Below are 26461 nucleotides of genomic sequence, written 5' to 3'. Positions count from 1 at the left end.
AGCCCCCGTCTTGTTGGTGTTTTCTGTGGTCTCTATCTGTTTGATGAAGGTCTTTTAGCTGGGTCCTGTTTGATCATTTGAGGAGTTTTAACATGATATTGAAGAAAATCGTTTTCGGTTTCTGCCTGCTTGGTTGTACCGTCGGCCTGGCAAGCATGGCGTTGGCTGATCAGCTTCAGGATGTCAACGCAAGAAAGGAATTGCTCTGCGGCGTCTATGCCGATGTTGTGCCTTTCTCCTATCCAGATCCAAAAACACGGGCGTTGGTAGGAATGGATGTTGACCTGTGCACGGCACTGGCTAAAGAAATGGGACTCAAGGCAACGCTGAAGCCGATGTCGGTTGAGGCACGGATCCCGGAAGTCAAAATGGGCCGGGTCGATCTGGTTATCGCAAACCTTGCTTACACAAAAACACGCGCAGAACAGATTGAATTCAGCAACGCCTATTACGTCACGAAAGAGGTGTTGTTGGTGAAAAAGGCCGACGCGAACAAGACGCTCGCCGATTTTGAAGGCAAGAGAATCAGTGCGACCAAAGGATCGACCTCCGAACAGTCGATTCACATGTCAGTCAAGAACGGTGTTCCTGTCACCTTCCAGGACACTGGCTCAGCATACCTTGCGTTGCAACAGAATAAGGTAAATGGTTTTGTTACCAATATGATGACCGCTATCGACTTTGTGAAAAAGACCAAGGGAACGGAGGATGAGCTGGCCATTCTGAAGGAGCCAATGGCGCTTGAGCCCATCGGTGCTGGCATGCGCAAAGAGGAATCCGCATTTTCCAGCGCAGTGAACAAGGGTCTGATGAGCCTGGAAAACAGCGGCGAATTCAAAAAGATCTGGGATAAATGGCTGGGACCACAAACCACATATGGCCTTGCTCGCACTGAAAAGATTACCCCGATCAGTGAGCTGAAATTCCAGCCGATGCCTTGATTGTGCCTATTAGTAGTAGTTTCGATTTGATCGGACAGTAAAGAGCTGCCAAATGGCGGGTAACGGCAGGACCATTCGTGGCGCCTGCCGCCAGTTCGTAGTCCTGTGTCACTTCCGGATCGGCGCAGGCGACCGACTGAATCGCGGTTTCATCCCTCGCAGCTCCGATTACGCATCCTGTTTGCCAGCTGCGCATCTGCAAGCATCAATGTGATTTTCAAAAAAACAGTATTTCCAAAAGAAAATATTTCAAAAAAAGTCTACGCTGAAACATATCGTGGAACAATCACTAGAACCCCAAAAAAATGCCATTTTTTTAAATCTCAGACAAGGCTTAGTGATCGAGAATGAGTAGATCGTCAAAGCTGAATCCGCGCACCCTCACTGTGTTTAAGGGCAGTGTCAGTCCCAGCCCGTGTCTGATTTTTTTGCGTAAGCGCATGATCATGGTGTCTAGCCGGTTTTGATCGTAGCTCAAATAGTGCTCGCCAAATTCGTCAATAATCTTCTTTCTGGACGCCACCTCGCCTATTTCCAGCAGGGCGAAGGTTTTGATCAATGTAAATTCAAGGCTGGTAAGTTTGATCTTGTTGTTGTTTGGTGCAGTCAAGGTCCGCTGATGCAAGGACAGGCGCCAAGGCACCATGAGGCCCTGGGTCAGGTTGGCTATGTCGGGGGGGAATGGATGCGTGTGATCTATTTGCAGAATGGTGATGGATTTATTTTGTTCCCTCAGGCTTTGTCCGGCCAGAAAGGTAGCCGATGTTTCGCTCCAATTGATCTGATAACCGGCGCTGCTGAAAAAATCGCAGATCTCATTTTTATCCCGAGTGTCATCGTTCAGGAGAAGCAACGTCATCATTTTTTGCCCCAACAAAGTAGATTCATAGCCATATGTTGGTCCATGGAAATACTGTTATCATGACAATTCATGACATTTTCTATATTTTTTTTAGGAACATGATTATCCACAAATGGGAAACACTGTTGCGGCTGCATCCGTAACACCAGGCAGGTCCGCCCTGAATGTAAATTCATCGCCATGATGGCCTGAAAATCCCGCATCTCGTTTGTCCGATCAACGGGCATATTTGCATCCAATTCTGTGAATCGTTGGTCTGAATCATTCGCCCTGCCAGCAAGCTGTCCCACTACTGTCACTCTCTCCTTTGCGTATTCCAATCAGCGCTTTGCCCATGTCAGGAATCATCATTTTCCAGGCAAATGCCGAGATTACTCTTTTCATGATCTTTGAGGTTTTCATGCCGACGTTGGGCACGAAAGCGAAAAAGATTCAGTGCGGCCGCCTTCTATTGATTAAGCGGTGGTCCGTTTAAGTATATGGCTCAACGCCATATGCGCCCACATGAAAAGGAATGAATGATTATGAAAAGCGAAGAACTGAATCAAAATAACTGGGGAGTGTGCGGCTTTGTCGCTGCCGTTCAGGCTGCCAACCTGAATCACAAACCGGGAGGCAATCTCGCGGCTGACACCTATGGCACTTTGTTTCCTCTGATCGATAATTTCTGTAGAAATCATGCAGATCGGTCAGCAGAACTACTGGACTTTTCAAAGGTTTTCGGGCCGGTGTTTGCCTATAAAAGCCTCAAAGAAGTCACGGATAAGATGCGTAGCAACCATGCAATGGATGAACAGGTGGGAATTGCGATGACCGCAGCGGCCGTCAGCCTGCTGTGCAAAGACCTGGGCTTCTTGAACTATGATTTTCATGCGACGACAGCAACCACCAACGCCTTGAATCTCGATAAGCCGCTACCGTATAAAAACGCGATTTATGGCCTGGGGAAAAGAGACAACCAAAGCAACTATCGATACGGCCTGTTGCACTGGGTATATGTTGACGCCAACGGAGACGTCCTGACATGGGGAAAGAAAGGGGCTGATGCCGTCAGGGCACTGAAAGACAATGGCTACGATAAGCTAACGCACTATCTGCCAGGACTCAGTTAAAATGCCGGCGCCTTTCCGGGGCGCCCTGAATCCCGCTACCTCATCCTCCTGACGCATCGCATGAGATCCATCGCAGGCGGGCAAACGGATCGTCCGATCCGATGCCCGCCTGTTCTTCTTTTAGCGAAAATTCCGGTTAAATACTTATGCGGCGCAACATGCCGGAACTGAATTTATTTATGGCCGCCGTCACCATATAACAAAACAAAAAGAACCAGATCATCGCATACAGGTAAACCCATAACATGATCTGTGTCGTTCCGCTGGCGTTGATGACCGTGTTGCAGCGGCTGACTAATTCCGACACGCCTATCACCGAGGCGGTGGAGGACGCCATGATAATAATCACAAAGAAATTACACAAATTCGGGATAAAAAGCAGTGCGTCCTGAAATCTTTCGTTGCGCCATGCCTGTATCGCACTGAGCAAATTATCTGAAACAAAACCCGCCACGGCCAATGCCAGCGCCAACGCCGCTTTCAGCCAGGAAGGAAAAGACAGGCTGATAGTAGAAAATGGCAATATCAATGATTCCGGCAGCATGAACACCAGATAAAACTGGAATACAAATGTCGGCACATTGCGCATGAATTCGGTCAAGCTTGCTCCTGCAAGAGCCCGCTTCCGATGGCGGGACAGCCGTAACAGAACCAGCAGGCCGCCGCAGGCCGCGCCAATACCCAATGCGAGCACGGAAATCAGGATATTCCACATAAAACCAATTGCCAAAAAGGGAGTCCACTCAAGCAGATTTCTTGTGATTTCAATCCATCCCATGGCACCACCTCCGCTCTACCCGTTGCAACAGACGCAGCACGACGAACACCAGAACCAGGAATAACAGCATCAATGTATTCATCATCGTTGCCACCGTTCCGTGCTCAGCGATAATTGAAGTTGACACCGACAACAGTTCAGGTACTGCAACAGCACTGGCCATCATGGTGGCTTTGCTCACATTCACCAGGGACGCCAATATCGATGTCGAACAACGATTCGCGATTGCTCGTAAAGTACTCAAGTTCAACCGAAAGCCGGGAGCTCGCAAACGTTCTTTGTCGCTGGCATTTTCCAGAATGTGCAAAATACCTGATCCGGTGTACCAGCACAGACACAGCACGACAATCAGGAAGGAGTTCAGCTGTATCCCCCAGTTGGCTGCCAGTAAGCTGCCGATTCCAAATGCCAGCACGTAAATCTGCAACAGAGGCGGGGTCATTCTGCCAATTAAAGTAAAACCTTTTAAAAATTGACTGAGCAGCGGAATCCTCCGCTCTATGGTCAACGCGAAGATCATGCCGCTAACCAGGCTGCCGAATACGCAAGAAGCCGTGAGTGCCAGCGTGGTGAATAAAGCGCGGATAAATTGATCACGCTCGTAGTCGTCGTAAATGAAGGTGAGATTGACGCCGGTTTTTTCTTTGACCAGCAATCCGAATTGACGCAAACCTGTGGTTTCAGTTGATGTGATGAAGATGGGGTTACGGCAAACTACCGGCCATTGGCCATCCGGCAAACGCCGGCAAACGAATGCACCCTTTTCATCTTTCTCATTCCATAAGGTATGCATCTCGGTCAAAAAAATGGAAGGCGGCAGGCGCCATTTCTTTTCCAGCTCAAGCAAAACGCCGCGCCGATGCCATTGCGCCACGGTATCGCCGATGAAGCGCTCCAATGCACCGCCTTTTTCAGAGCGCGCAATAGCTATGGCCCACGGCGTCAGAAGCTGCGGGCGCAGGTTGGTTTTGTAGTATTTCCATTCATCTGACAATAAATCGCCCGCGATCGCTGTGTTATCAAACAGCCAGCCGGCGCAACGGCCGTCGCGCACCGCCAGTTTGGCGTCGCGGCCATTTGCAAATATCTGCAAGTCCAGCAGATAGCGGGTAGCCATTTCACGATTGAAGTAACTGCCTTGGGTGGCGCATACCTTTTGCCCCCGCACGTCGGCCCAGGTGTCCAGCTTGCTGTCCGGCCGCGTCATTAACGTTACGCCGGAAGAGTAGTAGTTAGGCTCTATCAAATCAGCAATCTGCCGCCGTGCGTAGGTATCACCTAATGTTGCGATCATCACATCTATTCCGCCTTCATCCAATATCTGCAAGCGGTTAGCCCCAGTCACCGCCACCTTGCGCAGGGCGACGCCTAGACCCCGCGCCAGATCTTCTGCCAAGTCATGCTCAAAACCCTGGAGCGTTGCATCCGGCGATAACATGCCAAAAGGCGGGTAATCCGTCTTGACTCCCACGATCAGCACACCGCGCTTTTTGATTAAATCCATGCGATTTTCGGCATGCGCGGCGGCAACGAACATGAGAACAAATACAAGTAAGCAAGCGCGGCCTATTTGCCATCCCGATCGCCGGATTCTCCTGCTCGATTTCATACCGGATTCGCCAGCACTCGCATGCCATAGCCGAGTTCAGCCGGAATCCAGGAGCACAAGCGCTGGTCGATACAACGCATCAAACGGGATTGCGTTACCAGCCACTCAGGAAACACACTTTCCGGCTGCCACTCGCTGATCGCAAATCCCGCCTCAGCCAACTCTTCGCGTAAGGTACGCAACGAGTAGAGATGATAGAAGAACGTCAGGTTGCGCCCCTGGATGTGCCTCGTAAAGCAGATATTGCCCGCTTCATCTTGCGGCGGCCGGGCATGACCCAGAGTTCGAGCCAGCCCGTATTTGAACAATTCCCAGGGTCTGCGCCGGAAGATTGAAGGAACAGATAAAATAAGCTTTCCATCGGCTCGAATCAGGCTGCGCATTTTATGCAAAGTCTGAAGCCGCAAATTGCGTTCGACCACGTGCGACAAGACGCCAAACAACATGAGAATTGCATCGTAGCAGGCGTATTTGTTCAGGCCATCCAGATCGTCATACACAAAAGTAACGCGCTCGCGGTGAGACGTGGTTCGCAGCCGGGATTCGAACTCAGCCAAAGAAGCTGCAGAAATATCGTAGGCGGTTAGATGGGCCTGCGACTTTTCCAGCAAGGCCAACGAATATCGACCATTTCCACAACCGAAATCAAGGATTTGGTCGACCTCGGCCAGTCCTTTTTCCAGCAAATACGTCATGGTTGCGACATTAGGTTCGGGATAGCGTCGACGATATCCATCGCTTAGGAAATAATGATCGTAAGTTTCTTGCATCGTTCTGCTGATATCGTCCGCATCTATGGACATGGCATGGTCTCCTGTGGATTGACATGGAAAGCGACAAGGGTTCGCTGCGTGTTAAAGCTGTTTGATATGTCTTATTTCCGCCAACAACATCGGCAGGCCCCGCTCCTCCCTTTTTATTGCAAATTCGATTTTTTCCAGAAGAAATCGAACGCGTGTGGATAAAGGCCGGCCATTCCTGATATGCCATCGCGTCCAGAAAATCAGCAGATGGGCCAGAAAAAACAAGGTGAGACTGCGGATTTTTTCAAACTGAATAAAAACCCTGTATATGCTGAGCAAGAACCAGAGCCCCAGAAGCGGCGCCAGGTAGGCATCGAGGATGCTGGCGATTGCTATCGGGAAGGTGGAAAAAATCCAGGGTGTGCCGTTGCGGTAGAAGTCGCTGACCAGATCATTGGTCTGGATCGCGATGCCTCGATATTTGGGGAATTCGTCTGCATTGCTGACGTAGTTACTGTTGCGATGCACTTCTCGCATCGCCTCCAGCAATGCATAAGTTGTGGCCGGCGGCAATTTTTTTTGAGCAACTACTGAGATATTCGCCGCCAACAGCTTGACATCGCCACCTGGAATTTTCCCTTTCAGATCAAAGATGCCGTTCGGCAGAGTTACTTTCTGCAAAAAGGGAAATTTCTTTACGATGGCCGATTGCTGCGCCAGCTCCACCAGAACAAATTTCTTGTTCTTTCCCAGTTCTGCCATCAACTCGCTCTCGGCGCCCAGGATAAACAGGCCGCCATCAAATTCTTCGCGGGCGAGCCGGGTGACCCCGATATTCAAAGGAAGAAAGCTGATAAGCGTATTGCGCTGGTCAATGCCGTATGCCGCGAATATGCTCAGCAAGGTTTGGCTGGTGACGCTCTTTTCGGGAGGAAGAACCAGGCTTAAACCGCGCAGGTCGGCGAGCGACAGAATGCTCCTTTCTGTTTCCACTTTCCGGTTTATGAAAATGAAAATGGGTTGCAGTTGAATCTCTCCAAGAGATATCAGGTTGGCCTGGCTTTTACCCTGCAGATCGTTTGCTACGAAACCGATATCAATATGTTTCGTGCTGTCCGCCACCTCGGCGGAAATTTCATCCGTGTTTTGAAAAGAGACAATGTCAACCCGATAGGATTTTTTCTCCAGTATCTTTTTATACTGAAGCGCCATCGCATAAAAACTGCCGTCCTCCGGACCAGCGGCGATCCTGATCTGACGCGAAGGAACGGCGCTGAACGTGGCGTAGAGCACAATGAAAATCAGGCCGAGGCAAAGCAGCAGTCGCGCAAGCCGCAACATATCTTTTTGCATAAATAGAATCCACGCAGGAATACAGAAAGTAAAAGAAGATGGGAATGCACACAAAACCGGAGCGCCGCTTTTGTGTGCCACCGTTCGCAGAAATCAACGCTCGGTCTTGAGCTTCAGGCGATAGGCGTTCTTCTTGCTGGCCACCAGCGAATCGGTGACTATCAGACTGCTGGAAAATCCCACCAGATCTTGCAGGTTGATGGCAGACAGGCTGCGGCCATCGACCCAGTCGGTATTGGCAAAGCGATGAATAGGGACCGGGTTCTCCTGCGTATATTTAGCCAGCTCCACCACCGCAGCTGTCAGTTTAGCCAGTCCTCCCTTTGCATTCAGAGTCTGCGCTGACACAGTGAATTCGGTGCCTTGATTGCTGAATTCCAGGACTGTCATGACATCCACCACGTTCCGCAATGCGTTCCAGCGCTTTTCGTCGAAACTGCGCGGCTTGTTGAGTTCAAAATCATTGCCCGGTTCATCGCTACGCAGAAATCCGACAGGACCTTCAAACAGATTGACCGGCGCCCATACCATGCCCGTCAGTAAAGGGGCTGCACTCGGGTAGCGGATTTTTCTAAGTGCGCCTTGCAGGGCCAGCTTGTTTGCGTCTGTATCCGCTATGTCGCTATCCGCTGCCTGGCTGAGGCCAACCAGCGCCTGCAAATACTGTTGCGGAATGACGTGATGCCTGGAAAAGTTAGTTCCAACCCAGACCGTCCCGTTGGGCACTGCTGCAGCCGACGGATTTTTTGCAGCCAGTGCGGCATTGGCAGCATTGAGCAGCTCTGTCGACCAGTTGATTGCCGTTGGAATCTGAGGACGCCCCTCAATCGGAAGGTGGATGAGGCCGGAAGTTTTTCCTGCCGCAAATGAAGATTGGCTCGCAAGCAAAAAAAACACCGCAAACATGCATTGCTGCAGCACCCTGACGGTGCGATTTCCTGACGCTGACTTCATGGAGATACCCCTTTTAAGTTGATGGAGAAACCAATGACGCCGCTCGTTTGCACAGCAGAGAGAACGTCATGAATCACAGATTAAAGGGGGGAAACAGCGCCATTCCTGACCAAATCTGCTGCTTCTGCGGCGTCAGGAAAATGGTCAGAAATGGTTAGAAGAGGGATCGCGCAGATTCGTATGCTTGCGTCTGAACCCGGCAGAACAGAGTCGTCGCCGATTCACAAACCCTCAAACAAACTGGAGTAGTCATGGCCAATTTAACCAGCCTGGAAGATATGGTGCTTGCGATTGCCGGATCCATCATGAATGCACAGCACATGGTGGAAAAAGCACAGGTAGCAAACATTGCGTCTTTCTTTACCGATGATAAGCAACCCACCACCATCGAGCTCAAGTTGCCGGCGATACACAGCACCGCCAAGCCCGGCGATATGTTGCATTACCGCCTGCCTTTGCTATCGCTGGTGCCGCACAGTTCGCTCATCATCGGCGAGGCAGAGATTGATCTGGACATGGAACTGGGTGCGTTTGAAGAGCAGGACCGCAGCGGCCACAACGAATCGATCATGAGCCAGACCGGCATGGCGGCGCCGGCGAGCAGAAAGGCGGGGCTCATGGTCAGCCCTGCCAGCGCAAATAACGGCTCCCGGGACAGGAATATAGCGCACGTCAAATTGAAACTGCAGGCCACGGAAAAATCGGATGGGCTGGCGCGCCTGCTCAACGATGTGGTGAAAGAACAGGGTCCAACCGGATTGGTGCAGGAGTAATCAAAAAAGGAGTGCAACGTGAGTATGGATCGCTTTCGTTTAACTGAAATGCGTTTTATCAAACGCATCGTGGTTGGCAACGACAACCCGCAAAACATCCGCACCGAGGCCGAAGTCCAGGAAGCCATGGATCTGGTTAACCGCTGTTTAAGCGGGACGCCGCGCGGCTTTATCCTCAATGTAGAAAAATGCTTCGGCTTGTATAACATCGGCGAGCATCAGGTAGTGCTGCAATATGCCGTGTACCACCTTTGCTTTGCGCGCAAACCGCTGCATCTGGACTGAGCATGACGGCCATCACCGTAACGCTGGATGATTTTTGTGCTGAACTGTCCCGCGTATTTGAACAAGTCAACCGCGACTTGCCCGCTATCTCTGAACAGAAAGGCGCAGATGCAACGCAGGTATTTTCGTATCGCCTGCCGCATCAGGCGACATACGAGCTGCTAACCATCCCCTACGATAAATTCCACAGGAATCACGGCTATAGCTTGCAGGATTTTATTTTTAGCCTGCCCTGTTACCTGACGACCAGGAAATTCGACAAGGAATCTCAGGTGGTGCTCATGCTCCAGACGCCGAACTGGTGGCAGAAAATACGTCATCCCCACGTACTGAAGCATCTGGAAATTCAGGTCGCCAAAGATGGGACCAATCTGGTGCTAGGTCCGAGTAAAGCGATGTGGCCGAAACGCAGCCGTCGAAATTGGATCTTTCTGCTAACGGAGGACCAGCAGTCCAAATTTTCCAGCCTGATTCCAGACACTTCCTGGTGGCGTTCATCGCAGAAAATGTGGCGCAAATTCTGGGCGCGCAAGGCTGAGTAAATGCAACTGCAGGCTGCCGCATGACAACGCTCGTGTGGTCGATAGCATGCCCATTTAATGACGGTAGATTCCGTCATTTTTTTTGCTTAAAAATCCGGCTCAACTTTTCTGCAACACCAATTCCATTCTCCATTTTCCTTCTCACTTCACGCGCCCAGCCGATACGACAGGAAATGTCACGAATTCATTGTTTGCCAAAATTAAGATTATCCTGAGCGCGTCATGCGCGACTCGGCGCCAGGCTGCGGCTTTGCAGCATGGCTTTTCCAGACCCGTCTGGGTCATTTCTAAAGGAGTAAACAATGTCTGATCTTATCGATATGGCGTCTCAGTTCAAGGGCTTGCCGATGGGCGACCTGATTGGCAGCCCATTGACTGCCGCTTGCGATGCCCAAATCAAGTTGGCGAACGCTACTGCCAACTTCATTAAATACATCGGCTTTCTGCCGCCTGCTGCGAATGATCCAAATGGCGTAGGCGCGACACGCACGGCGCATTTTGCCTTCACCCGTCCGGTCGCCGACCCCAATGACGCCACCAAAACGATTGAAGAAAACGTTTCTCTGGATGTGCCTTTGCTGGCGATCGTCAAGGTGCCGGCGCTGTCGATCACCAAGGTGGATATCACCTTTGACATGGAAGTGAAGTCTTCTTTCGCCTCCAAGGAATCCACCGATGCGTCGGCCAAAATGTCGGCCGACATGAAGTTCGGCTGGGGTATGTTCAGCGCTACGGTGCACGTCGAAGGTTCGGTTGCAACCCACAAGGAAAATACCCGCTCATCCGACAATTCCGCCAAATACCACGTCGAAGTCTTGGCTGAAGATAACGGCATGCCGGAAGGTCTGGCACGGGTACTGGATATTCTGCAATCGTCGATCCAGCCTAAATCCAATGGTACCAAGCCAGCTGTCGCTGTCGGCCCATAAAATTTAATGCGACTTTAAACAAGTGAGTCTGTGCACGGATTTGCTTGTTTTTCTTTCAGAGGACACTATGCCTGCCATCTCCCAAGAACAGCTTGCCAGCTTGCTGGACACCGCAGCTGACAATTCCCGAGTCACTCTTTGGCTCGATCCCATCAACGCCGCACTCACAGAATGGTCAATCAGCAACACACCGCGCCAGGCGGCATTCCTTGCGCAAGTCCTGCACGAGTCGGCACAGCTCAAAGTCCTGTCGGAGAATCTCAACTACTCGTCTGTACGGCTGCGCCAGGTATGGCCGCGCCGTTTTCCGACCGACAGCGTCGCACTCCAATATGCCAACAATCCGGAAAAACTGGCTAGCAACGTTTACGCCAATCGGCTTGGAAATGGCGACGAAGCCAGCGGCGACGGCTGGAAATATCGCGGTCGCGGCTTGATTCAACTGACCGGGCGCGACAACTATGAACGCTGTGGCAAGGCGTTAAAACTGGATCTGCTGGCGCAACCGGAATTATTGCAAGAACCGGCCGGCGCAGCGCGTTCAGCAGCCTGGTATTGGGCTACGGCAGGACTGAATGAGCTTGCCGATCTCAAGCCGAACGGCAATGCCAGGGATGATTTCATCAAGATCTGCCAACGCGTCAACGGCGGCGATGTAGGTTTGCAATCGCGCTTGGACTATTGGAACAAGGCGACGCAAGTCCTTGCGCTCGGATAGCCGGTGGATTTATGGAGTGGCAATACGCTTGGCGGCAGCGACGAAAAAACATATCGCTGTCGCCTTGATGCAGTGCGAATGTCGACGGTGCTCAGTGCGCAGCTGGGTATTCGAACAAACCATTGATTGCCTCGATGCCTGTGAGGCGCACCGGGATTAAGGCCGGCGGGCTCATGAGCTCTGGAATAACACTGCTTTGAACGCTGAGAGTTCGAGGGACATTGAACATTGGGGGTGTTCGTCCTGAAATTGGCTATCGTTTCTGGCAGAGCTCAACGGGATGCAGTAGCGTCGTAGATAAAGCCGCACGATCCCGCTTCGAGCGTGTAAAAACCGATCTTGCGAGATTAAAGCTGAATACTCCGAATGCGTACCAAGAGCGGATCGACGAACCAGCTTCTTGAGTGAGAGAAAAAGGAGGTGCTTGAATATGAAACATGCGAAGCACGAGTGGAGAATGGCTTTGACGATGTGGCACAGAGCAACTAGTCGCGATAGGTTCAAGTCGACCCGAAGCTGTCATTCTGGTTTCCGGGGAACAGTCATTCAAACGTGCTTCCTTTTGGGAGTGCCAGTCCAATATCGACCAAGTTGTGTATCTGGAGGAACAGCCGGAACTTGATAATTTGCTGGGGATTGATAAGCTGAGTAGTGAGTAGAGCAGAAATTCTGCGAAACAAATGAAATCCATCACAAAAGCAGCCTGTGCCGCTATTTTCCTTGCAGTATTAACAGGCTGCGCCTCCCCAAAGCTGACAGTTGACGACGGGCGAAAACTCGATGAAAAGCTATTGGTGGAAATGAAAATCTATGGCTCAGGCGCAACAGCGATTCGACCAGCCATCGTCAAGACGGCTGCTTTGCACGACAAAAATTGCAGCATTCAATTCGAGTTGCCGTTCGAAGTGCTGACGAGTTATGGCTTAAAAGACGATGTAAAAGTCGCCTGGGTACGCACGTTGGGAGTGCACGAGAATTTATCGGTTATCGCCACCGACGGTTCAGTGAATCTATCTGTGGGCGACGTCGTCACGGAAGTCGATAGCTACAAGAACAGCGATACCCCCAAGATGCTCGATAAGTTGATGGAGCTTCGCGATAGTGGCCGGCCGTTCAAGCTGACGCTCGCTTCGGGCAAAGAGTTGACCATTACGCCGGTCACGGTATGTCGAGGGCATGTTCTTGTCGCGCCACCTTTTGCGGCGGCTACGCAAACCTACCATTGGACGGCCGTAGTGCATCCTCAGGAGGTGTTTCGGCAGCCGCTGACTCCGGACGAAGCCGCCTGGGTGGTGCTTTGGACGCAAGGATTATCTGAGGAAGGCGGCGCCAGGATGAAGACATATTCCTATTTTGTCGGAACCGTAAAATGGGTAGGCATCGTTGCTAGCGTTGCGACCGGTGGCGCAGCGTTGGCGGCCGGCGGTGCTACTGCGGCGGCATCCGCCGGTCAATTCGCTGGTGGGTTGATGGCGGGCAAAGCCGCTGATGTGGTAACAGGTGCTGCGGTGAACAAAGGCTCGCTTTCCGGCATCAACGGCGTTGCTGGCGGCGTATTCGATAAAGCGGACAAGTGGGCTTTTGAACACATCAAGAAACTGGGCATGAATCCCCGGGCTGGATTGACGCTGCATGAAAAGATGGTACAGGCGGGCACCGTCGGTAACGCATTCGCGCTGGATGAGGCAAGATTGGCCAAGATGAAGGCTCTGATTGCACAACTACCGCAAGAGCCTCGCGTTATTCAGGCATCCCCGGTCGGCACTGTTCATGCAGACTCGGCCGTTACGCGTGCCGGGTCGTTGAAAACTGCTTCCCCGATTTCACCGGCCAACTCTGCGATTGCGCCCGTGGATGAGCGGTCGGTTGAAACGTTGGATGTGCGAGATGTGCCTGCTGAGTGATGGTTCCGACGTTATACGTCACGCATTCTCTTGACCATGTCGAGCTGTCCATTTTGGAAAATGGTGCGCTCGTTGACGGCTGTTTTTTTGCCGATATGTGACTGTCGCAGTTCGCCCCGTTTCTGACTTTCGAGGTCACATCACTTCAACGCCAGCACTCAGGGGTTAAGCGGTCATTGCAGCATTTCATAGCCCGCGGCGCAGTCAGAACCGATTGCCCGTTCGTTATCAAGTTCGAACGCCGTCACACTCTTGCTTTAGCACCTGCTCCGCACACTGTAGAAGCCCCTTGATCAGACGTCCGCGCGGCGATGCACGGTACCAAAGCAAACCGAAACGCCGCGGTTCCGTTTTCATCGGCAGCTCCATTCTCGCGACGTTGAGTCCCGCCGTCAAAGGCGAGACGATGTCCGGTACAAGCGATACACCGAGTCTGCGGTCAACCATCATCGCGATTGCCATCAGCGAATTCAGCTCGAACAATTCGTGCGGAACAATCTTCGCCGCCCGAAGGTACTGATCCGCCTGCTTGCCGCCGCCAAGCGAGCGGTCATATCGAATGAAGGGCTCGCGGCGCAGCAATTCATGAGGCTCCTGATCGGCCAGCCGTGAATGGGCGAGCACGACGATCGGTTCCTCTCGTAGCAGATGCCAGTCGTAAGGCTTGGGCAGCGCGAACGCCGGATGAAGGCAGATGGCCACATCGAGATCACCGCGCTGCAGCGTGTCGTAAAGCTCCATCGATGTTCCCGCTCGAATCAGCACCTTTACCTGCGGAAAGGCAGTAGCAAAGTTGGCAAGCACATCGGGCAACAGGCTCAGGAGCGCCGTGGTAATCGTGCCGATCCGCAACTCGCCGGCGGCCTCGCCTTCGAGCGCAAACGCCTTCAATTCCGAGAATCCCCGTACGACGCCGCGCGCCCTTTCGATCACGCGATGCCCGGCTTCCGTCGGGATAACCGTGCGCCCGGCGCGGACGAAGAGCGATACACCCAGTTCGCGCTCGAGCGCCTGAATCTGTTGCGCGACGGCCCCAGGCGTCATGCCGACGCGGCGGGCGGCTTCAGCCATTGAACCGCTGTCGACTACGAGCAGGAGGTTGGCGAGGAAATCGATGTCCATGAAGATAGATTACCTATGTTTTAAAGATAGATACAGATAGTTTATCTAAATCCACAGTCGTTTTATACTCGTTTCCAGAAAATAAAATGAAGAACTGGAAACATGAGAAGTAAACTCTTCGTGCCGGCATCGCGTCCGGAACTCTTCGCCAAGGCGCTCGCGAGCGCTGCCGACGCGCTGTCCTTCGACCTGGAGGATTCGGTCGCCGCCGAACGCAAGCGAGAGGCGCGCGACGCGCTTCGCGAACTGCTGCGCTCGAACGACGTCGCTGGCCATGCGAAAGTCCTGATCGTTCGCGTGAACGCGCTCGACACGCCGCATTTCAACGCCGACATCGACGCAGTCGTTCAACCCGGATTGGATTTCATCAACCTCCCGAAGCCCGAAAGCGGCGACGACGTCCGGGCCGCCGCGTCCGCGATCGACGGGGCCGAGCGCGCCAACGGTGTTACCCGTCCCGTGAAGCTGCTGCTCAACATCGAGTCACCCAAGGCGTTCCGCCACGCAGCGGAGCTTGCGGGCGCGCATCCGCGCGTCGCGGGGCTGCAACTGGGCCTCGGCGATCTGTTTGAGCCACTCGGCGTGGCTCGCCATGAGAAGGCCGCCATCCAGCAGGCAATGTTTGGTCTGCGCATCGCGGCGGGTGAAGCCGGCGTGTTCGCCTACGACTCGGCATTCGCCAATATCAAGGACGAAGCCGGCTTTCGCGCTGAGGCGCAGCTCGCGCGATTGATGGGTTTTCTCGGCAAGAGCTGCATACACCCCAGCCAGATCGCGCTGGCAAACGACGTCTTTCGCCCGTCGGACGAAGAGATCGCGCATGCGGTGCGTGTCGTCGAAGCGGCACGCGATGCCGACAGCAAGGGCGTCGGCGCGTATGTGGTCGACGGCAGGATGATCGATCCGCCGTTCGTCGAGCGCGCGCGGGTCCTCGTCAGCAATGCGCGGCGGCTTGGGCTGCTGACGAGCGAACAGCGCAGCGCGCTCGCTGCAATCTAAGGCGCACGCCGACGCCGAATCACCCGATACAACCGGAGAATTTCATGCAAGGACCATCCAATCAATCGCGTACCGATGGCGGGGGGCCGCTGGCAGGCTTGCGCGTGCTCGACCTGAGCGCCTACATTGCCGGCCCGTACGGATGCACGCTGCTTGCGGACCAGGGCGCTGAAGTGATCAAGATCGAGCCGCCCTCGGGCGACAACCTCCGCAAATATCCCTCGACGCTCGAAGCCGAGAGCCGCGCCTTTCTCGGCGTAAATCGCGGCAAGCGTGGCCTCGTGCTCGACCTCAAGCAGCCGGAGGCACTCGCGGTGCTATTGCGTCTCGTCGAATCCGCCGACGTGCTCGTCCACAACTTTCGCCCGAGCGTGCCGGAGCGGCTCGGCATCGCGTATGAGCAGTTGCGCGAGGTCAATCAGCGCCTCGTCTATTGCGCTGTGACGGGCTATGGCGACACAGGACCGAACAAGGACAAGGCCGGCTACGACCAGGTGCTCCAGACGATGACCGGCATGTGCACGCTGCAAGGCAAGCGGGGCGGCCCGCCGGAGATTCTTTACGGATCGGTGGTTGATTACTACGCGGCCGCGCTCGTCGCAGCGGGGGTGTCGTCGGCGCTCTTCGAGCGTGAGCGCAGCGGGATGGGGCAATATGTCGGCGTGTCGCTGCTGCGCAGCGCGCTCACGATGCAATCGGCTAGGATGGTCTGGGCCGAGAGCGAGCCGAAGGACGTCGGCCGTGACATGCGCTCTGGCGGCATCACGGGCATCCATCCGACGCGCGAAGGTTACTTGTATATTTCCGCCAACATGCCGCACTTCTGGCAGTCGCTGTGCGAAAAGACAGGCCTCGAAGCGCTCGCACAGGACGAACGCTACGATTCGGTGCGCAAGCGCGCGCAGCATTACGACGAGATCGTCCCGCGCCTGCACGCCGCGCTGCAGGCGCGCACAGCGCTCGAATGGGAAGCGCTCTTCGGCGACGCAGTGCCGTGCGCGGCGGCCCGTAGCGTCGAAGACATGTTCGACGATCCGCAAGTCGTCGCGGAAGACATGGTGACGAATTTTGAGTATCCGGGTGTCGGCCGGTACCGCGGCTTCAAGCATCCGATCCGCTTCGGCACGGCGCCAGGGCGCGATCCTGCAGCGGCGCCCGCATTCGGCCAGCATTCCGACGCCGTGCTGCGCGACTTCGGCTGGACAGATGCCGAGATCGAATCATTGCGCGCAAAGCGCGCGGTGCTGTGAGGAGGCACGCGATGAATACGAGGCACCCCGAGCGCAAAGCACCGGCAGACGCATGCGATTCACACATGCACATCTACGACCGCCGCTTCCTGGACGATGGTCCCGCTCACGGTTTCGTCGAAGGCGCGAGTGTCGCCGACTACCGCAAGGTCCAGGCGCGCACCGGCACGCAGCGCACGGTCGTTGTCACCGCCCGCGCCTACAAGACCGACAACAGCGTGACCCTCGATGCGATCGCCCAACTCGGCATCGACAATGCGCGCGGCGTCGCGGTGCTGCGCCCCGACGTGACCGACACTGAACTGGCCGCGCTGCATGACGGCGGCATTCGCGGCATTCGCTTCACGCTCTATACGCCGGCGCATGCGGTCGTGAGCTTCGACATGGTCGAGCCGCTTGCGCAAAGAGTCGCCGAACTCGGCTGGCATGTGCAGTTGCACTGGACGGCGCAGCAGATCGTCGAGCATGCAGCGATGCTCGCGCGCCTTCCCTCAGCCATCGTCTTGGATCACTTCGCCCGCCTGCCGCTGCCCGCTGGTACGTCGCACCCTGCGTACTCGATCGTTCGAGGCCTTGCCGATTCGGGCCGCGTGTGGGTGAAGCTGTCCGGCCCATATCTGGATTCGGTGGCGGGTCTCGAAGGCGGCTATGCCGACATGGCTGCGACCGCCCGCACCTGGGTCGCTGCGCTGCCCGAGCGTACGGTATGGGGCAGCGACTGGCCGCACTCAACAGAATCGCACAAGCCCGACGCCGCTGCGCTCTTCGACCTGCTGGGCGCGTGGGCCGACGACGAGGCGACGTGCAAGCGCATCCTCGTCGATAACCCGGCAAAGCTCTACGGCTTCCCGACCTGAACGCGACATCGCCGACCCGAACGCCCAAAGAATGCGTGGGACATACCTAATACCCGGAGACACACCATGAAAGCCACTGCTGCATCCGCCCCCGTGCGCAAGACGCGCTTCACCGAAGCGACGATCAGCCTTTTCGAACGCACCATTCCCGATCCCTTCGTCCTCGCGATCCTGATCACGGCGATCGTCGCCGTCCTGTCCACGCTCTTCGCTCCGCATGCGTCGTTCGGACGTCTGGTCGGCGGCTGGTATAAGGGCTTCTTCGACATTCTCACGTTCGCGTTCCAGATCACGCTCGTCCTCGTGACCGGCCACGCGTTCGCGCATGCACCGCCCGTGCAGCGCGTGTTCAAGGCGCTCGTGTCGGTCGCGCGCACGCCAGTGCAAGCCGCGACGTTCACGTTCGTACTCGTTGCCATTGCGTCCTTTTTCAACTGGGGCCTTGGGCTCGTGATCAGCGCTTTGCTGGCGCGCGAAGTAGCCAAGCGCATGCACGTCGACTTCGCATGGATCGTCGCTGCCGGCTTCTCGGGCTGGGTCGTGTGGGCGAGCGGTATCTCAAGTTCGATCGCGCTTGCGCAGTCGACGCCCGGCAGTGCGATGAACGTTGTGCAGAAATTGACCGGACAGGTCCTGCCGTTCAGCGCGACCGTGTTCACGACTTTCGACCTCGTTCCGACGATCGTGATGCTGATCGCGACGCCTTTCGTTCTCGCACTGCTCAAGCCGCGCGATGAGGATGCCGTCGTACTCGATATCGAGAAGAATCCGGACGCCCCATTACGCGAGAAGCCCAAGGGAAAGCTGAGTTTTGCGCGCTGGATCGAATATTCGTGGCTGGGCAGTGCGTTCATCGGCGCAGCTGGGATCGCGTTTCTGGTGTTCGCGCAGGTTCAGAACATCGCGTTTTCGGGCGTGAACGCGGTGATCTTCATCATGTTTATCGCGGGTGTGATCCTGCATGGCTATCCGCTGGCGTATGCGGACGCGGTGAAGAATGCGGCCAAGCAGACCGGCTCGATGATGCTTCAATATCCGCTCTATGGCGGCATCATGGGCATGATGGACGCGACCGGCCTGCCCGATGTGATCTCGCATTTCTTTATCGCGATCTCGAACGCGCACACCTTGCCTTTCTGGAGCTATGTCTGCTCGCTGATCGTGACGTTCTTCATTCCGAGCGGCGGCGGTCACTGGGCCGTGCAGGGACCGTTCGTCGTACCGGCCGCAGTGGCGTTGCACGCATCCGTTCCGGCGACGACGATGGCGGTCGCGATGGGCGAGCAGGTTTCGAACATGATGCAGCCGTTCTGGGCCGCGCCCGTCGTCGCGATGGCGGGCATCGGCGTGCAGCGCGTGCTCGGCTTCACCGTGATGACGTTCCTGCTTGGCACGGTGGTCTACGGCGTCGCGCTGCTGCTGCTCGTGTGATCACCGCACCAAGAACAATATCAATGGAGGAAGACTTCAGAAACCGAGGTACTGGCATGCACCACACAGCCTAGCACTTTACTTTGCGGAATCGCGGCGGCGATGCAGCCGTCCGGATCGACACTCTCAAGCGGCGCGTCGCCCAAAGCGGTGACGCCTGGCCCAACCACCACGGCACGCCGTTCATGGCAGGCAGAACGACAGTGTCCGGTCCCAGCAAGGGGCAATTCCTTGTGCTACCGAAGACAGGGCCGGTCCTTTGACGGCAATGATCACCACGTCTTGCTCACCTAGATCCTGGGTATCTTCCGATGCCCGGACCGGCGCCCGAATCAGCCATCCGCTTACTGCAGACGCCATCCATTTTTTTGCAAGGCGAGTAAGGTCGCACCACTTGCCACCGCACTTACCTCCGCACGACCGGCAACAGCCCGCTTGGCACCGATAAAGCCGCCAATGGCGCCCGCCCCTACTATGCATATTTTCATTATTGCCCCTGTTTTCTGAAAGTACGATCAGTTGGCGGCGTGCGCTGCACGTCGTATTAGGGATGGCACACCGAATGGCATACCAGCATCGCCAGAAAAGCAAAAACCCCTTAAACATCAAGGGGTTAGCAAAAATACCTGGCGGAGAGACGGGGATTCGAACCCCGGATAGGCTATGAACCTATACACGCTTTCCAGGCGTGCGACTTCAACCACTCATCCATCTCTCCTGCAACTACAACAGCGTTTCGTGAAATTTGATTTTCACGAAGCCGCGTATTATAGCAACAAATCCGGCAGAAATAGAAATTTCTATTTACGTCCCCTATTTAAGCCGTTATTCAAGAGATTACTGAGCTTCCTTGAGCTGCTCCAGGATGGCAGGATTTTCCAAAGTGGAAACATCCTGGGTGATTTCCTCTCCCTTGGCCAGCACCCGCAGCAGGCGGCGCATGATCTTGCCGGAACGGGTTTTCGGCAGGTTGTCGCCGAAGCGGATTTCACGCGGTTTGGCGATCTGTTTGGCTTCATCGCCGGTCGGCCGGCTGCGCTTGAGAACCACGAAGGCGCAGATGGCTTCGCCGGTGGTCTCGTCCGGCTTGCCGACCACGGCGGCTTCGGCCACGATCGGGTTGGCGACCAGCGCCGACTCGATTTCCATGGTGCCCATGCGATGGCCGGAGACATTCAGCACATCGTCGATGCGGCCGGTGATGGTGAAATAACCGGTGTCTTTATTGCGTATCGCGCCGTCGCCGGCAAGGTACAGCTGGCCGCCGAATTCGGGCGGGAAATAGGCGCTCTTGAAACGTTCCGGATTGTTCCAGATGCCGCGGATCATCGATGGCCACGGCCGTTTGACGACCAGGATGCCGCCGTGGCCGTCCGGCAGTTCATGCCCTGCTTCGTCGACAATCACCGCCTGGATTCCCGGCAAGGGCAAGGTGCAGGAACCCGGCACCAGCGGCGTGGCGCCTGGCAGCGGCGAGATCATGTGGCCGCCGGTTTCGGTTTGCCAGAAGGTATCGACGATAGGACAGCGTTCAGCGCCGATATTCTTGTGATACCACATCCATGCTTCCGGATTGATCGGCTCGCCGACCGTTCCCAGCAAGCGCAGCGACGACAAATCGTATTGCGATGGATGGACATTTTTATCGGCGTCGGCAGCCTTGATCAGGGAACGGATCGCGGTCGGCGCGGTGTAGAAAATAGTGGTTTTGTGCTTTTGCACCATCTCCCAGAAACGGCCGGCGTTGGGATAGGTCGGCACGCCTTCAAAAATGATCTGGGTGGCGCCGACGGCAGTCGGGCCGTAGGCGATATAGGTGTGGCCGGTAATCCAGCCGATGTCGGCGGTGCACCAGTAGACATCGTCCGGCTTGATGTCGAACACCCATTTCATGGTCAGCGCCGCCCACAGCAGATAGCCGCCGGACGAGTGCTGCACGCCCTTTGGCGTGCCGGTGGAACCGGAGGTGTACAAGATGAACAGCGGATGTTCGGCGTCTACCCATTCCGGTTCGCAAGTCTCGGCCTGGTTCACTACCAGTTCATGCAGCCACAAATCGCGGCCCGCAACAAAATTGATAGCGCCGCCGGTGCGCTGGTACACCACCACGTTCTTGATGCTGTCGCAACCGCCCAGCGCCAGCGCTTCGTCGACGATGGCCTTGAGCGGCAGGCGTTTGCCGCCGCGCGCTTGTTCGTCGGCGGTCAGCACGGCGACCGCGCCGGCGTCGATGATGCGTTCTTGCAGCGACTTGGCGGAGAAGCCGCCGAACACCACTGAGTGGGTGGCGCCGATACGGGCGCAAGCCTGCATCGCGACCACGCCTTCGACCGACATCGGCATGTAGATGACGACCCGGTCGCCCTTTTTGATGCCCAGTGATTTCAGGCCATTGGCGAACTGGCAGACTTTTTTGTGCAATTCGCGATAAGTGACCTTGCTGACATCGCCGCTGTCGGTCTCAAAGATGATCGCGACTTTATCGGCGTTGCCATTGTGCAAATGGATATCGAGACAGTTGTAGGAGACATTCAGCTTGCCGTCGTCAAACCATTTGTAGAACGGTGCGTCGGCTTCGTCCAGCACCTTGGTGAAAGGCGTTTGCCATTGCAGGTTTTCGCGGGCCAGGCGGCCCCAGAATCCCTCATAATCCTGCTCGGCCTCGGCCACCAGGGCGCGATAGGCGTCCATGCCGGAAATGGCTGCAGTCTTGGAAAATTCTGCCGGGGCCGGAAAAATGCGGGTTTCCTGACCAAAGGTTTCGATGTTCGCCATGCTGTCTCCTGCTTTTTAATAGTTAGTGCTAAACATAAACTTTTACACTTACTCAAGTCTTACACAGATTCTTTTGCTAACGCTACCAGAGCGCCCTCAGTCGGTTATCATCGCACATTCAGCCCAATACGACAGCTCATGCATCCTACCAAATCTTATGTTTACCTGGCACTGGCCATGATGCTGGTGGGTGCCAATATCGGTTTCGGCAAGGCAATCATTGCCGTGATGCCGGTGCTGGTGTTCGGCCTGCTGCGTTTTGTGATCGCCGTGATCGTGATGGCGCCGCAGTTTTTCAAGGCGGCGCCGCGCCTGGCGCGCCACGAGTGGCTGACACTGTTTGGCCAGGCGTTCTTCGGTACTTTTTTATTTACGCTGTGCATGTTGTACGGCGTCCAGCACACCACCGCCACCGCCGCCGGGGTAATCACCAGCACCTTGCCGGCGGCGGTGGCGATTCTGTCGCGCCTGATCCTCAAGGAAAAACTGCAGCCGCGCACGCTGGCTTCTATCCTGCTGGCGATCACCGGCATTGCCGTACTCAACCTCAGCAAAACCGATGGCGGCGACAGCTCGCTGGTGGGCAATCTGTTTGTTCTGGCCGCGGTGCTCTGCGAAGCCACTTATGTGGTGTTGTCCAAGCGCTTGACGCAAACCCTGTCGCCGATGCGGATTACCGCCTACAGCCATTTGTTCGGCTTGCTGCTGATGCTGCCGTTCGGCCTGACTGCCGCCCTGTCTTACGATTTCAGCCAGGTCACGGCCGGCATGTGGCTGCTGATCGTCTGGTATGCGCTGGCGGCCAGCGTGATCGTGTTCTGGCTGTGGTTGACCGGCACCAAGCATGTGCAAGCCAATGTGGCCGGCATCTTCACCGCCTTGATGCCGCTGGCGGCGGCCTTTATCGGCGTGGTGTTTTTGCATGAGAATCTGAGCTGGGGCCACTTTGCGGCACTGGCGCTGGTGCTGACCGGAATTGCGGTGGCCAGCTGGCCGCAGCCCATGAAAACCGTACAAGAAGTGTAAAATAGCGACGCCTTATTCCTTTCCAACAATACCAATGAGCAATATGCAGACTGCCGCGCCTGACAAAACCGTAGGCGCCTTGCCGCATTGCGCCCCTGAATCAGGCCGACGGCGCGCATTGGCCGCCGCAACTATTTTCCTGTAATTGTTGTGTTTTCCCCGAAAGTCTTTACCGATTATCTTTACAAAGAAACGCCATGACCTCCATCACCACCGTCAAGCAAGAAGATCTCATCGAGTCGGTAGCCGCTGCGCTCCAGTACATCAGCTATTACCATCCGGTCGACTACATCCAGCATCTGGCGCGCGCCTACGAGCAAGAGCAGAATCCTGCGGCGAAAGACGCGATTGCGCAAATCCTGACCAACTCCCGCATGTGCGCCGAAGGCAAGCGGCCGATCTGCCAGGACACCGGCATCGTCAACGTCTTCCTGAAAATCGGCATGGACGTGCGCTTTGAAGGCTTCAAGGGTTCGATCACCGACGCCGTCAATGAAGGCGTGCGCCGCGGTTATCTGAATCCGGACAATATGCTGCGCGCATCGATCGTGGCCGATCCGCAATTCGATCGCAAGAACACCAAGGACAACACGCCAGCCGTGGTGCACATGGAAGTGGTGCCGGGCAATACGGTCGACGTGCAGATCGCGGCCAAAGGCGGCGGCTCGGAAAACAAGACCAAGTTCGTGATGCTGAATCCATCCGATTCGCTGGTCGACTGGGTGATGAAAACCGTGCCGACCATGGGCGCCGGCTGGTGTCCGCCGGGCATGCTCGGCATCGGTATCGGCGGCACCGCGGAAAAAGCCATGCTGATGGCGAAGGAAGTGTTGATGGAAGATATCAACATGTACGATCTGCTCAAGCGTGGCCCGCAAAACAAAACCGAAGAATTGCGCATCGAGCTGTTCCAGAAGGTTAATGCGCTGGGCATAGGCGCGCAAGGACTGGGCGGCCTGACTACCGTGCTCGACGTCAAGATCATGATGCATCCAACGCACGCGGCGTCGAAGCCTGTGGCGATGATCCCGAACTGCGCGGCGACCCGCCACGGCCACTTCGTGCTGGACGGCTCCGGCCCGGCATTCATGGAACCGCCGTCGCTGTCGGAATGGCCGGAAGTGCATTGGGTGCCGGATACCGAGAAATCCAAGCGAGTTGATCTCAACACCCTGACCAAGGAAGAAGTCGCATCCTGGAAACCAGGCCAGACTCTGCTGTTGAACGGCAAGATGCTGACCGGGCGCGATGCTGCGCACAAGCGTATCCAGGAGATGCTGGCCAAGGGCGAGAAGCTGCCGGTGGATTTCACCAATCGCGTGATTTATTACGTCGGCCCGGTCGATCCGGTGCGCGATGAAGTGGTCGGCCCGGCCGGCCCTACCACCGCTACCCGCATGGATAAATTCACCGACATGATGCTGGAGCAAACCGGCTTGATTTCGATGATCGGCAAATCGGAACGCGGCCCGGTCGCCATCGAGTCGATCAAGAAGCACAAATCGGCTTATCTGATGGCCGTGGGCGGCGCAGCTTACCTGGTGTCGAAAGCGATCAAATCGGCCCAGGTGCTGGGTTTTGCCGACCTCGGCATGGAAGCGATCTATGAGTTCGACGTCAAGGACATGCCGGTGACGGTGGCGGTCGATTCCAACGGCGTCTCGGTGCACAACACCGGGCCGAAGGAATGGCAGGAAAAGATCGCGCACGCAGCGCTGTCGAAAATTCCTGTGACCACTATCTGATCCGACTTGATTCATTTAGCAGATGAGCGCTAACACCCAAGGAATGCCGATGGCGCCAGTTGCGCCCATCGGCATTTTTGATTCTGGCATCGGCGGCTTGTCGGTGCTGCAGCATATCCATCAGGATCTGCCGCACGAAGATCTTTTGTATTTTGCCGACTCCGCTTACGCGCCATATGGCGACAAATCGGAAGCGGAAATTTCCGCACGCTCGCTGGCGGTTACCGAATTTCTGCTGCAACGCGGCGTCAAGGCGCTGGTGGTGGCCTGCAATACCGCCACCACCGCCGCCATCAAAGCGATACGCACGGCTTATCCGGAGTTGCCGGTGATCGGCATCGAACCCGGACTCAAGCCGGCTGCCGCACAAAGCCGCAGCAAAATCGTCGGCGTACTGGCCACCAGGGCCACACTGCTGAGCGCCCGACTGCTTACGCTGCAACAGCAAATCAGCGCGGCCAGCGGCGTGCAATTCGAACTGCAGGCTTGCGTCGGCCTGGTGGACCAGATTGAAAAAGGCGAATTGCGTTCCGCGCAAACCGCGCTGCTGCTGCGGCGTTATATCGCGCCCCTGATAACGCAAGGCGCGGATACCCTGGTGCTGGGCTGCACCCACTACCCTTTTGTCCGTCCGCAGATCGAAAAAATCGTCGGTGAGATGACGGCGCAGCCGGTTGCCATTATCGATACCGGCGCTGCGGTCAGCCGGCAGCTGAGCAAGGTCTTGAGCGAAAACAATCTGCTGCATGGCCCTGCGCGCACGGGCCAGGTAAATGCTTTCACCAGCGGCAGCCAGTCGGCCCTCAGGACCACGTTTGCCAACTTGCTGCAACTGCATCCGCCGGTGTCGGTAGTGGCCACAATCGCCCAGCCGACGGGAATTTCGTAATTAGCTATTATTTGATTTGCCAGGCAGCGGGTTACTTTGTATAATAGCGAGCTGTCCTAGTGCTAAACAAGCACGACAGTATTTGCAGTAGTCAGGCAATGGTGGCTGTAGCTCAGTTGGTAGAGTCCAGGATTGTGATTCCTGTTGTCGCGGGTTCGAGTCCCGTCAGCCACCCCAGATAATTCAATAAAATCAAAAACTTAGGAGTTTCACTGGATTTCATGCAGTGAATTTTCCAACGGTTTTAAGATTTTTCCAACGAAGCCCATCATTGCGATGGGCTTTTTTGTTTGTCCGGACGATTTGTCATCTCGACCGCCGCCGTTGTCCCATTGCTCGAAAGACACTATTGCAGCAATTCGTAAACCACGCATCTTGCTTATTCATACAGTATATTTGAGGTGATAGAATGATTGCCAGAATGAAATTCTTAATCCATGACCATGGAAAGTAGCGACTATTATCAGACAGTCCCGATCAAAGCCGTTACCACGTAAAATGCGTTGAAGCGGCATTCACGCCATCGGCAGAATAGTGCATAAAGATAATGAGCATATTTAGTAACATTTCTGATAATGTGCCGGCATACAACTTTCCCTCATCCCATTTCAGGCTGTGCATTTTGTTTGACCAACACCTATCAATAACTTAAAAGTTATATATAATGATTTATGTTCAGGTTCATCCTGTCGCCGAAGCTGAACTTGATGCTCTCTGGGAAAGTGATCCAGACAGCGCAGCGACCATTGCCGTTTTGCTTGACGAAATGGAATCCTGTCGCGATATGGCTGAAACCTTAACGTCACGCGGTTATCGATGCATTCACGATCCAGCGTATGAAGTAAAGCGTTTTGAAGCTTTTTG

The 26461-nt window shown here is 55.3% G+C and carries 29 protein-coding genes and 2 tRNA genes; 17 read left to right on the top strand and 14 right to left on the bottom strand.

All coding sequences use genetic code 11. The annotated features are described in order from the left end of the window. Positions 1 to 92: 92 nt before the first annotated feature. The gene (locus KHU33_RS15925) at positions 93 to 941 is read left to right on the top strand and encodes an ABC transporter substrate-binding protein (protein WP_211464649.1); all 849 of its coding nucleotides are present in this window, start codon (positions 93 to 95) and stop codon (positions 939 to 941) included. Positions 942 to 1275: 334 nt separating this feature from the next. Here KHU33_RS15925 and KHU33_RS15920 read toward each other — a convergent pair whose 3' ends face one another. Further along, a complete protein-coding gene (locus KHU33_RS15920; RefSeq protein WP_211464647.1) occupies positions 1276 to 1803 on the bottom strand; it encodes a winged helix-turn-helix domain-containing protein in 528 nt (175 codons plus the stop codon). Then, positions 1800 to 2102: a hypothetical protein gene (locus tag KHU33_RS15915; protein WP_211464645.1), complete on the bottom strand. Its 303-nt coding sequence runs from the start codon at positions 2100 to 2102 to the stop codon at positions 1800 to 1802. Before KHU33_RS15915 ends, KHU33_RS15920 begins: the two co-directional genes overlap by 4 nt. 225 nt (positions 2103 to 2327) lie before the next feature. Here KHU33_RS15915 and KHU33_RS15910 point away from each other — a divergent pair, with 225 nt between their 5' ends. After that, positions 2328 to 2915 carry a hypothetical protein gene (locus tag KHU33_RS15910; RefSeq protein WP_211464643.1) on the top strand — a complete coding sequence of 196 codons (588 nt, stop codon included), beginning with the start codon at positions 2328 to 2330 and terminating at the stop codon, positions 2913 to 2915. Positions 2916 to 3051: 136 nt separating this feature from the next. On the opposite strand, the gene KHU33_RS15905 is transcribed toward KHU33_RS15910, so the two are convergent. From KHU33_RS15905 to KHU33_RS15885, 5 genes are all read right to left on the bottom strand, one after another. Beyond that, complete coding sequence (locus KHU33_RS15905) at positions 3052 to 3693, bottom strand: polar amino acid ABC transporter permease (RefSeq protein ID WP_211464641.1); 642 nt, start codon at positions 3691 to 3693, stop codon at positions 3052 to 3054. Then, on the bottom strand, positions 3680 to 5197 hold the full coding sequence (locus KHU33_RS15900) for a transporter substrate-binding domain-containing protein (protein WP_211464639.1): 1518 nt from the start codon (positions 5195 to 5197) through the stop codon (positions 3680 to 3682). Before KHU33_RS15900 ends, KHU33_RS15905 begins: the two co-directional genes overlap by 14 nt. 101 nt (positions 5198 to 5298) lie before the next feature. Next, positions 5299 to 6105, bottom strand: coding sequence for a class I SAM-dependent methyltransferase (locus KHU33_RS15895; RefSeq protein ID WP_211464637.1), 807 nt, complete (start codon positions 6103 to 6105; stop codon positions 5299 to 5301). A 51-nt stretch (positions 6106 to 6156) separates the two neighbouring features. After that, positions 6157 to 7398: a TAXI family TRAP transporter solute-binding subunit gene (locus KHU33_RS15890; protein WP_211464635.1), complete on the bottom strand. Its 1242-nt coding sequence runs from the start codon at positions 7396 to 7398 to the stop codon at positions 6157 to 6159. Positions 7399 to 7491: 93 nt separating this feature from the next. Next, positions 7492 to 8352: a hypothetical protein gene (locus KHU33_RS15885; RefSeq protein ID WP_211464633.1), complete on the bottom strand. Its 861-nt coding sequence runs from the start codon at positions 8350 to 8352 to the stop codon at positions 7492 to 7494. Between the two features lie 251 nt (positions 8353 to 8603). Here KHU33_RS15885 and KHU33_RS15880 point away from each other — a divergent pair, with 251 nt between their 5' ends. The 6 genes from KHU33_RS15880 (at position 8604) to KHU33_RS15855 (ending at position 13503) form a co-directional block, all read left to right on the top strand. After that, on the top strand, positions 8604 to 9125 hold the full coding sequence (locus tag KHU33_RS15880) for a DUF2589 domain-containing protein (RefSeq protein ID WP_211464631.1): 522 nt from the start codon (positions 8604 to 8606) through the stop codon (positions 9123 to 9125). Positions 9126 to 9149: 24 nt separating this feature from the next. After that, on the top strand, positions 9150 to 9410 hold the full coding sequence (locus KHU33_RS15875) for a hypothetical protein (RefSeq protein WP_230414310.1): 261 nt from the start codon (positions 9150 to 9152) through the stop codon (positions 9408 to 9410). A gap of 2 nt (positions 9411 to 9412) precedes the next feature. Then, entirely contained in the window at positions 9413 to 9952 is a 540-nt protein-coding gene (locus KHU33_RS15870; protein WP_211464627.1) for a hypothetical protein, read from the top strand. A gap of 302 nt (positions 9953 to 10254) precedes the next feature. Beyond that, on the top strand, positions 10255 to 10881 hold the full coding sequence (locus tag KHU33_RS15865) for a DUF2589 domain-containing protein (protein WP_211464625.1): 627 nt from the start codon (positions 10255 to 10257) through the stop codon (positions 10879 to 10881). Between the two features lie 67 nt (positions 10882 to 10948). After that, on the top strand, positions 10949 to 11599 hold the full coding sequence (locus tag KHU33_RS15860) for a glycoside hydrolase family 19 protein (protein WP_230414309.1): 651 nt from the start codon (positions 10949 to 10951) through the stop codon (positions 11597 to 11599). A gap of 680 nt (positions 11600 to 12279) precedes the next feature. Further along, the gene (locus tag KHU33_RS15855; RefSeq protein WP_211464621.1) at positions 12280 to 13503 is read left to right on the top strand and encodes a hypothetical protein; all 1224 of its coding nucleotides are present in this window, start codon (positions 12280 to 12282) and stop codon (positions 13501 to 13503) included. A 228-nt stretch (positions 13504 to 13731) separates the two neighbouring features. Here the strand turns inward: KHU33_RS15855 and KHU33_RS15850 are convergent, their stop codons facing one another. Then, entirely contained in the window at positions 13732 to 14625 is an 894-nt protein-coding gene (locus KHU33_RS15850) for a LysR substrate-binding domain-containing protein (RefSeq protein ID WP_211464619.1), read from the bottom strand. A 102-nt stretch (positions 14626 to 14727) separates the two neighbouring features. Between KHU33_RS15850 and KHU33_RS15845 the strand changes: the two genes are divergently transcribed. From KHU33_RS15845 to KHU33_RS15830, 4 genes are all read left to right on the top strand, one after another. Continuing rightward, positions 14728 to 15624, top strand: a complete 897-nt coding sequence (locus KHU33_RS15845) for an HpcH/HpaI aldolase/citrate lyase family protein (protein WP_211464617.1) — start codon at positions 14728 to 14730, stop codon at positions 15622 to 15624. Between the two features lie 44 nt (positions 15625 to 15668). After that, complete coding sequence (locus KHU33_RS15840) at positions 15669 to 16874, top strand: CaiB/BaiF CoA transferase family protein (protein WP_211464615.1); 1206 nt, start codon at positions 15669 to 15671, stop codon at positions 16872 to 16874. Positions 16875 to 16939: 65 nt separating this feature from the next. Beyond that, on the top strand, positions 16940 to 17731 hold the full coding sequence (locus KHU33_RS15835; protein WP_230414308.1) for an amidohydrolase family protein: 792 nt from the start codon (positions 16940 to 16942) through the stop codon (positions 17729 to 17731). A 66-nt stretch (positions 17732 to 17797) separates the two neighbouring features. After that, positions 17798 to 19162, top strand: a complete 1365-nt coding sequence (locus tag KHU33_RS15830) for a short-chain fatty acid transporter (protein ID WP_211464611.1) — start codon at positions 17798 to 17800, stop codon at positions 19160 to 19162. A 20-nt stretch (positions 19163 to 19182) separates the two neighbouring features. Here the strand turns inward: KHU33_RS15830 and KHU33_RS26455 are convergent, their stop codons facing one another. From KHU33_RS26455 to acs, 5 genes are all read right to left on the bottom strand, one after another. After that, positions 19183 to 19335: a hypothetical protein gene (locus tag KHU33_RS26455; protein ID WP_230414307.1), complete on the bottom strand. Its 153-nt coding sequence runs from the start codon at positions 19333 to 19335 to the stop codon at positions 19183 to 19185. Between the two features lie 10 nt (positions 19336 to 19345). Further along, positions 19346 to 19522, bottom strand: coding sequence for a hypothetical protein (locus KHU33_RS26450; RefSeq protein WP_230414306.1), 177 nt, complete (start codon positions 19520 to 19522; stop codon positions 19346 to 19348). Further along, the gene (locus KHU33_RS26445) at positions 19507 to 19650 is read right to left on the bottom strand and encodes a 2-dehydropantoate 2-reductase N-terminal domain-containing protein (protein WP_230414305.1); all 144 of its coding nucleotides are present in this window, start codon (positions 19648 to 19650) and stop codon (positions 19507 to 19509) included. Before KHU33_RS26445 ends, KHU33_RS26450 begins: the two co-directional genes overlap by 16 nt. A 139-nt stretch (positions 19651 to 19789) precedes the next feature. Further along, a tRNA-Ser gene (locus KHU33_RS15820) sits at positions 19790 to 19880 on the bottom strand. Positions 19881 to 19999: 119 nt separating this feature from the next. Continuing rightward, positions 20000 to 21937 carry an acetate--CoA ligase gene (gene acs, locus KHU33_RS15815; protein ID WP_211464609.1) on the bottom strand — a complete coding sequence of 646 codons (1938 nt, stop codon included), beginning with the start codon at positions 21935 to 21937 and terminating at the stop codon, positions 20000 to 20002. A gap of 138 nt (positions 21938 to 22075) precedes the next feature. On the opposite strand from acs, the gene KHU33_RS15810 reads away from it, so the two are divergent. From KHU33_RS15810 to KHU33_RS15795, 4 genes are all read left to right on the top strand, one after another. Continuing rightward, positions 22076 to 22963 carry a DMT family transporter gene (locus KHU33_RS15810; RefSeq protein ID WP_211464607.1) on the top strand — a complete coding sequence of 296 codons (888 nt, stop codon included), beginning with the start codon at positions 22076 to 22078 and terminating at the stop codon, positions 22961 to 22963. 206 nt (positions 22964 to 23169) lie between these two features. Next, on the top strand, positions 23170 to 24708 hold the full coding sequence (locus KHU33_RS15805; RefSeq protein WP_211464677.1) for a fumarate hydratase: 1539 nt from the start codon (positions 23170 to 23172) through the stop codon (positions 24706 to 24708). A gap of 22 nt (positions 24709 to 24730) precedes the next feature. Then, positions 24731 to 25597 (top strand): glutamate racemase, encoded by an 867-nt coding sequence (murI, locus tag KHU33_RS15800; RefSeq protein ID WP_230414303.1) that lies wholly within the window; start codon positions 24731 to 24733, stop codon positions 25595 to 25597. Positions 25598 to 25698: 101 nt separating this feature from the next. Then, positions 25699 to 25774: transfer RNA gene (locus tag KHU33_RS15795), tRNA-His, on the top strand. Between the two features lie 32 nt (positions 25775 to 25806). Here KHU33_RS15795 and KHU33_RS15790 read toward each other — a convergent pair. Further along, the gene (locus KHU33_RS15790; protein ID WP_211464606.1) at positions 25807 to 25971 is read right to left on the bottom strand and encodes a hypothetical protein; all 165 of its coding nucleotides are present in this window, start codon (positions 25969 to 25971) and stop codon (positions 25807 to 25809) included. Positions 25972 to 26261: 290 nt separating this feature from the next. Here KHU33_RS15790 and KHU33_RS15785 point away from each other — a divergent pair. Continuing rightward, the coding region (locus tag KHU33_RS15785; RefSeq protein ID WP_211464605.1) for a hypothetical protein at positions 26262 to 26461 on the top strand (200 nt) is incomplete at its 3' end.

It is taken from the genome of Collimonas silvisoli (assembly GCF_018305005.1).
GTDB lineage: Bacteria > Pseudomonadota > Gammaproteobacteria > Burkholderiales > Burkholderiaceae_D > Collimonas > Collimonas silvisoli.
This window is presented reverse-complemented; position numbering and strand designations above follow the sequence as displayed.

Bases quoted from the DNA above. Each gene is read 5' to 3' on its own strand.
- KHU33_RS15925 (WP_211464649.1), top strand. From the start codon at position 93: ATGATATTGAAGAAAATCGTTTTCGGTTTCTGCCTGCTTGGTTGTACC.
- KHU33_RS15920 (WP_211464647.1), bottom strand. From the start codon at position 1,803: ATGATGACGTTGCTTCTCCTGAACGATGACACTCGGGATAAAAATGAG.
- KHU33_RS15910 (WP_211464643.1), top strand. From the start codon at position 2,328: ATGAAAAGCGAAGAACTGAATCAAAATAACTGGGGAGTGTGCGGCTTT.
- KHU33_RS15905 (WP_211464641.1), bottom strand. From the start codon at position 3,693: ATGGGATGGATTGAAATCACAAGAAATCTGCTTGAGTGGACTCCCTTT.
- KHU33_RS15900 (WP_211464639.1), bottom strand. From the start codon at position 5,197: ATGGATTTAATCAAAAAGCGCGGTGTGCTGATCGTGGGAGTCAAGACG.
- KHU33_RS15895 (WP_211464637.1), bottom strand. From the start codon at position 6,105: ATGTCCATAGATGCGGACGATATCAGCAGAACGATGCAAGAAACTTAC.
- KHU33_RS15890 (WP_211464635.1), bottom strand. From the start codon at position 7,398: ATGCAAAAAGATATGTTGCGGCTTGCGCGACTGCTGCTTTGCCTCGGC.
- KHU33_RS15885 (WP_211464633.1), bottom strand. From the start codon at position 8,352: ATGAAGTCAGCGTCAGGAAATCGCACCGTCAGGGTGCTGCAGCAATGC.
- KHU33_RS15880 (WP_211464631.1), top strand. From the start codon at position 8,604: ATGGCCAATTTAACCAGCCTGGAAGATATGGTGCTTGCGATTGCCGGA.
- KHU33_RS15875 (WP_230414310.1), top strand. From the start codon at position 9,150: ATGGATCGCTTTCGTTTAACTGAAATGCGTTTTATCAAACGCATCGTG.
- KHU33_RS15870 (WP_211464627.1), top strand. From the start codon at position 9,413: ATGACGGCCATCACCGTAACGCTGGATGATTTTTGTGCTGAACTGTCC.
- KHU33_RS15865 (WP_211464625.1), top strand. From the start codon at position 10,255: ATGTCTGATCTTATCGATATGGCGTCTCAGTTCAAGGGCTTGCCGATG.
- KHU33_RS15860 (WP_230414309.1), top strand. From the start codon at position 10,949: ATGCCTGCCATCTCCCAAGAACAGCTTGCCAGCTTGCTGGACACCGCA.
- KHU33_RS15855 (WP_211464621.1), top strand. From the start codon at position 12,280: ATGAAATCCATCACAAAAGCAGCCTGTGCCGCTATTTTCCTTGCAGTA.
- KHU33_RS15850 (WP_211464619.1), bottom strand. From the start codon at position 14,625: ATGGACATCGATTTCCTCGCCAACCTCCTGCTCGTAGTCGACAGCGGT.
- KHU33_RS15845 (WP_211464617.1), top strand. From the start codon at position 14,728: ATGAGAAGTAAACTCTTCGTGCCGGCATCGCGTCCGGAACTCTTCGCC.
- KHU33_RS15840 (WP_211464615.1), top strand. From the start codon at position 15,669: ATGCAAGGACCATCCAATCAATCGCGTACCGATGGCGGGGGGCCGCTG.
- KHU33_RS15835 (WP_230414308.1), top strand. From the start codon at position 16,940: ATGCACATCTACGACCGCCGCTTCCTGGACGATGGTCCCGCTCACGGT.
- KHU33_RS15830 (WP_211464611.1), top strand. From the start codon at position 17,798: ATGAAAGCCACTGCTGCATCCGCCCCCGTGCGCAAGACGCGCTTCACC.
- KHU33_RS26450 (WP_230414306.1), bottom strand. From the start codon at position 19,522: ATGGCGTCTGCAGTAAGCGGATGGCTGATTCGGGCGCCGGTCCGGGCA.
- KHU33_RS26445 (WP_230414305.1), bottom strand. From the start codon at position 19,650: ATGAAAATATGCATAGTAGGGGCGGGCGCCATTGGCGGCTTTATCGGT.
- acs (WP_211464609.1), bottom strand. From the start codon at position 21,937: ATGGCGAACATCGAAACCTTTGGTCAGGAAACCCGCATTTTTCCGGCC.
- KHU33_RS15810 (WP_211464607.1), top strand. From the start codon at position 22,076: ATGCATCCTACCAAATCTTATGTTTACCTGGCACTGGCCATGATGCTG.
- murI (WP_230414303.1), top strand. From the start codon at position 24,731: ATGAGCGCTAACACCCAAGGAATGCCGATGGCGCCAGTTGCGCCCATC.
- KHU33_RS15790 (WP_211464606.1), bottom strand. From the start codon at position 25,971: ATGCGTGGTTTACGAATTGCTGCAATAGTGTCTTTCGAGCAATGGGAC.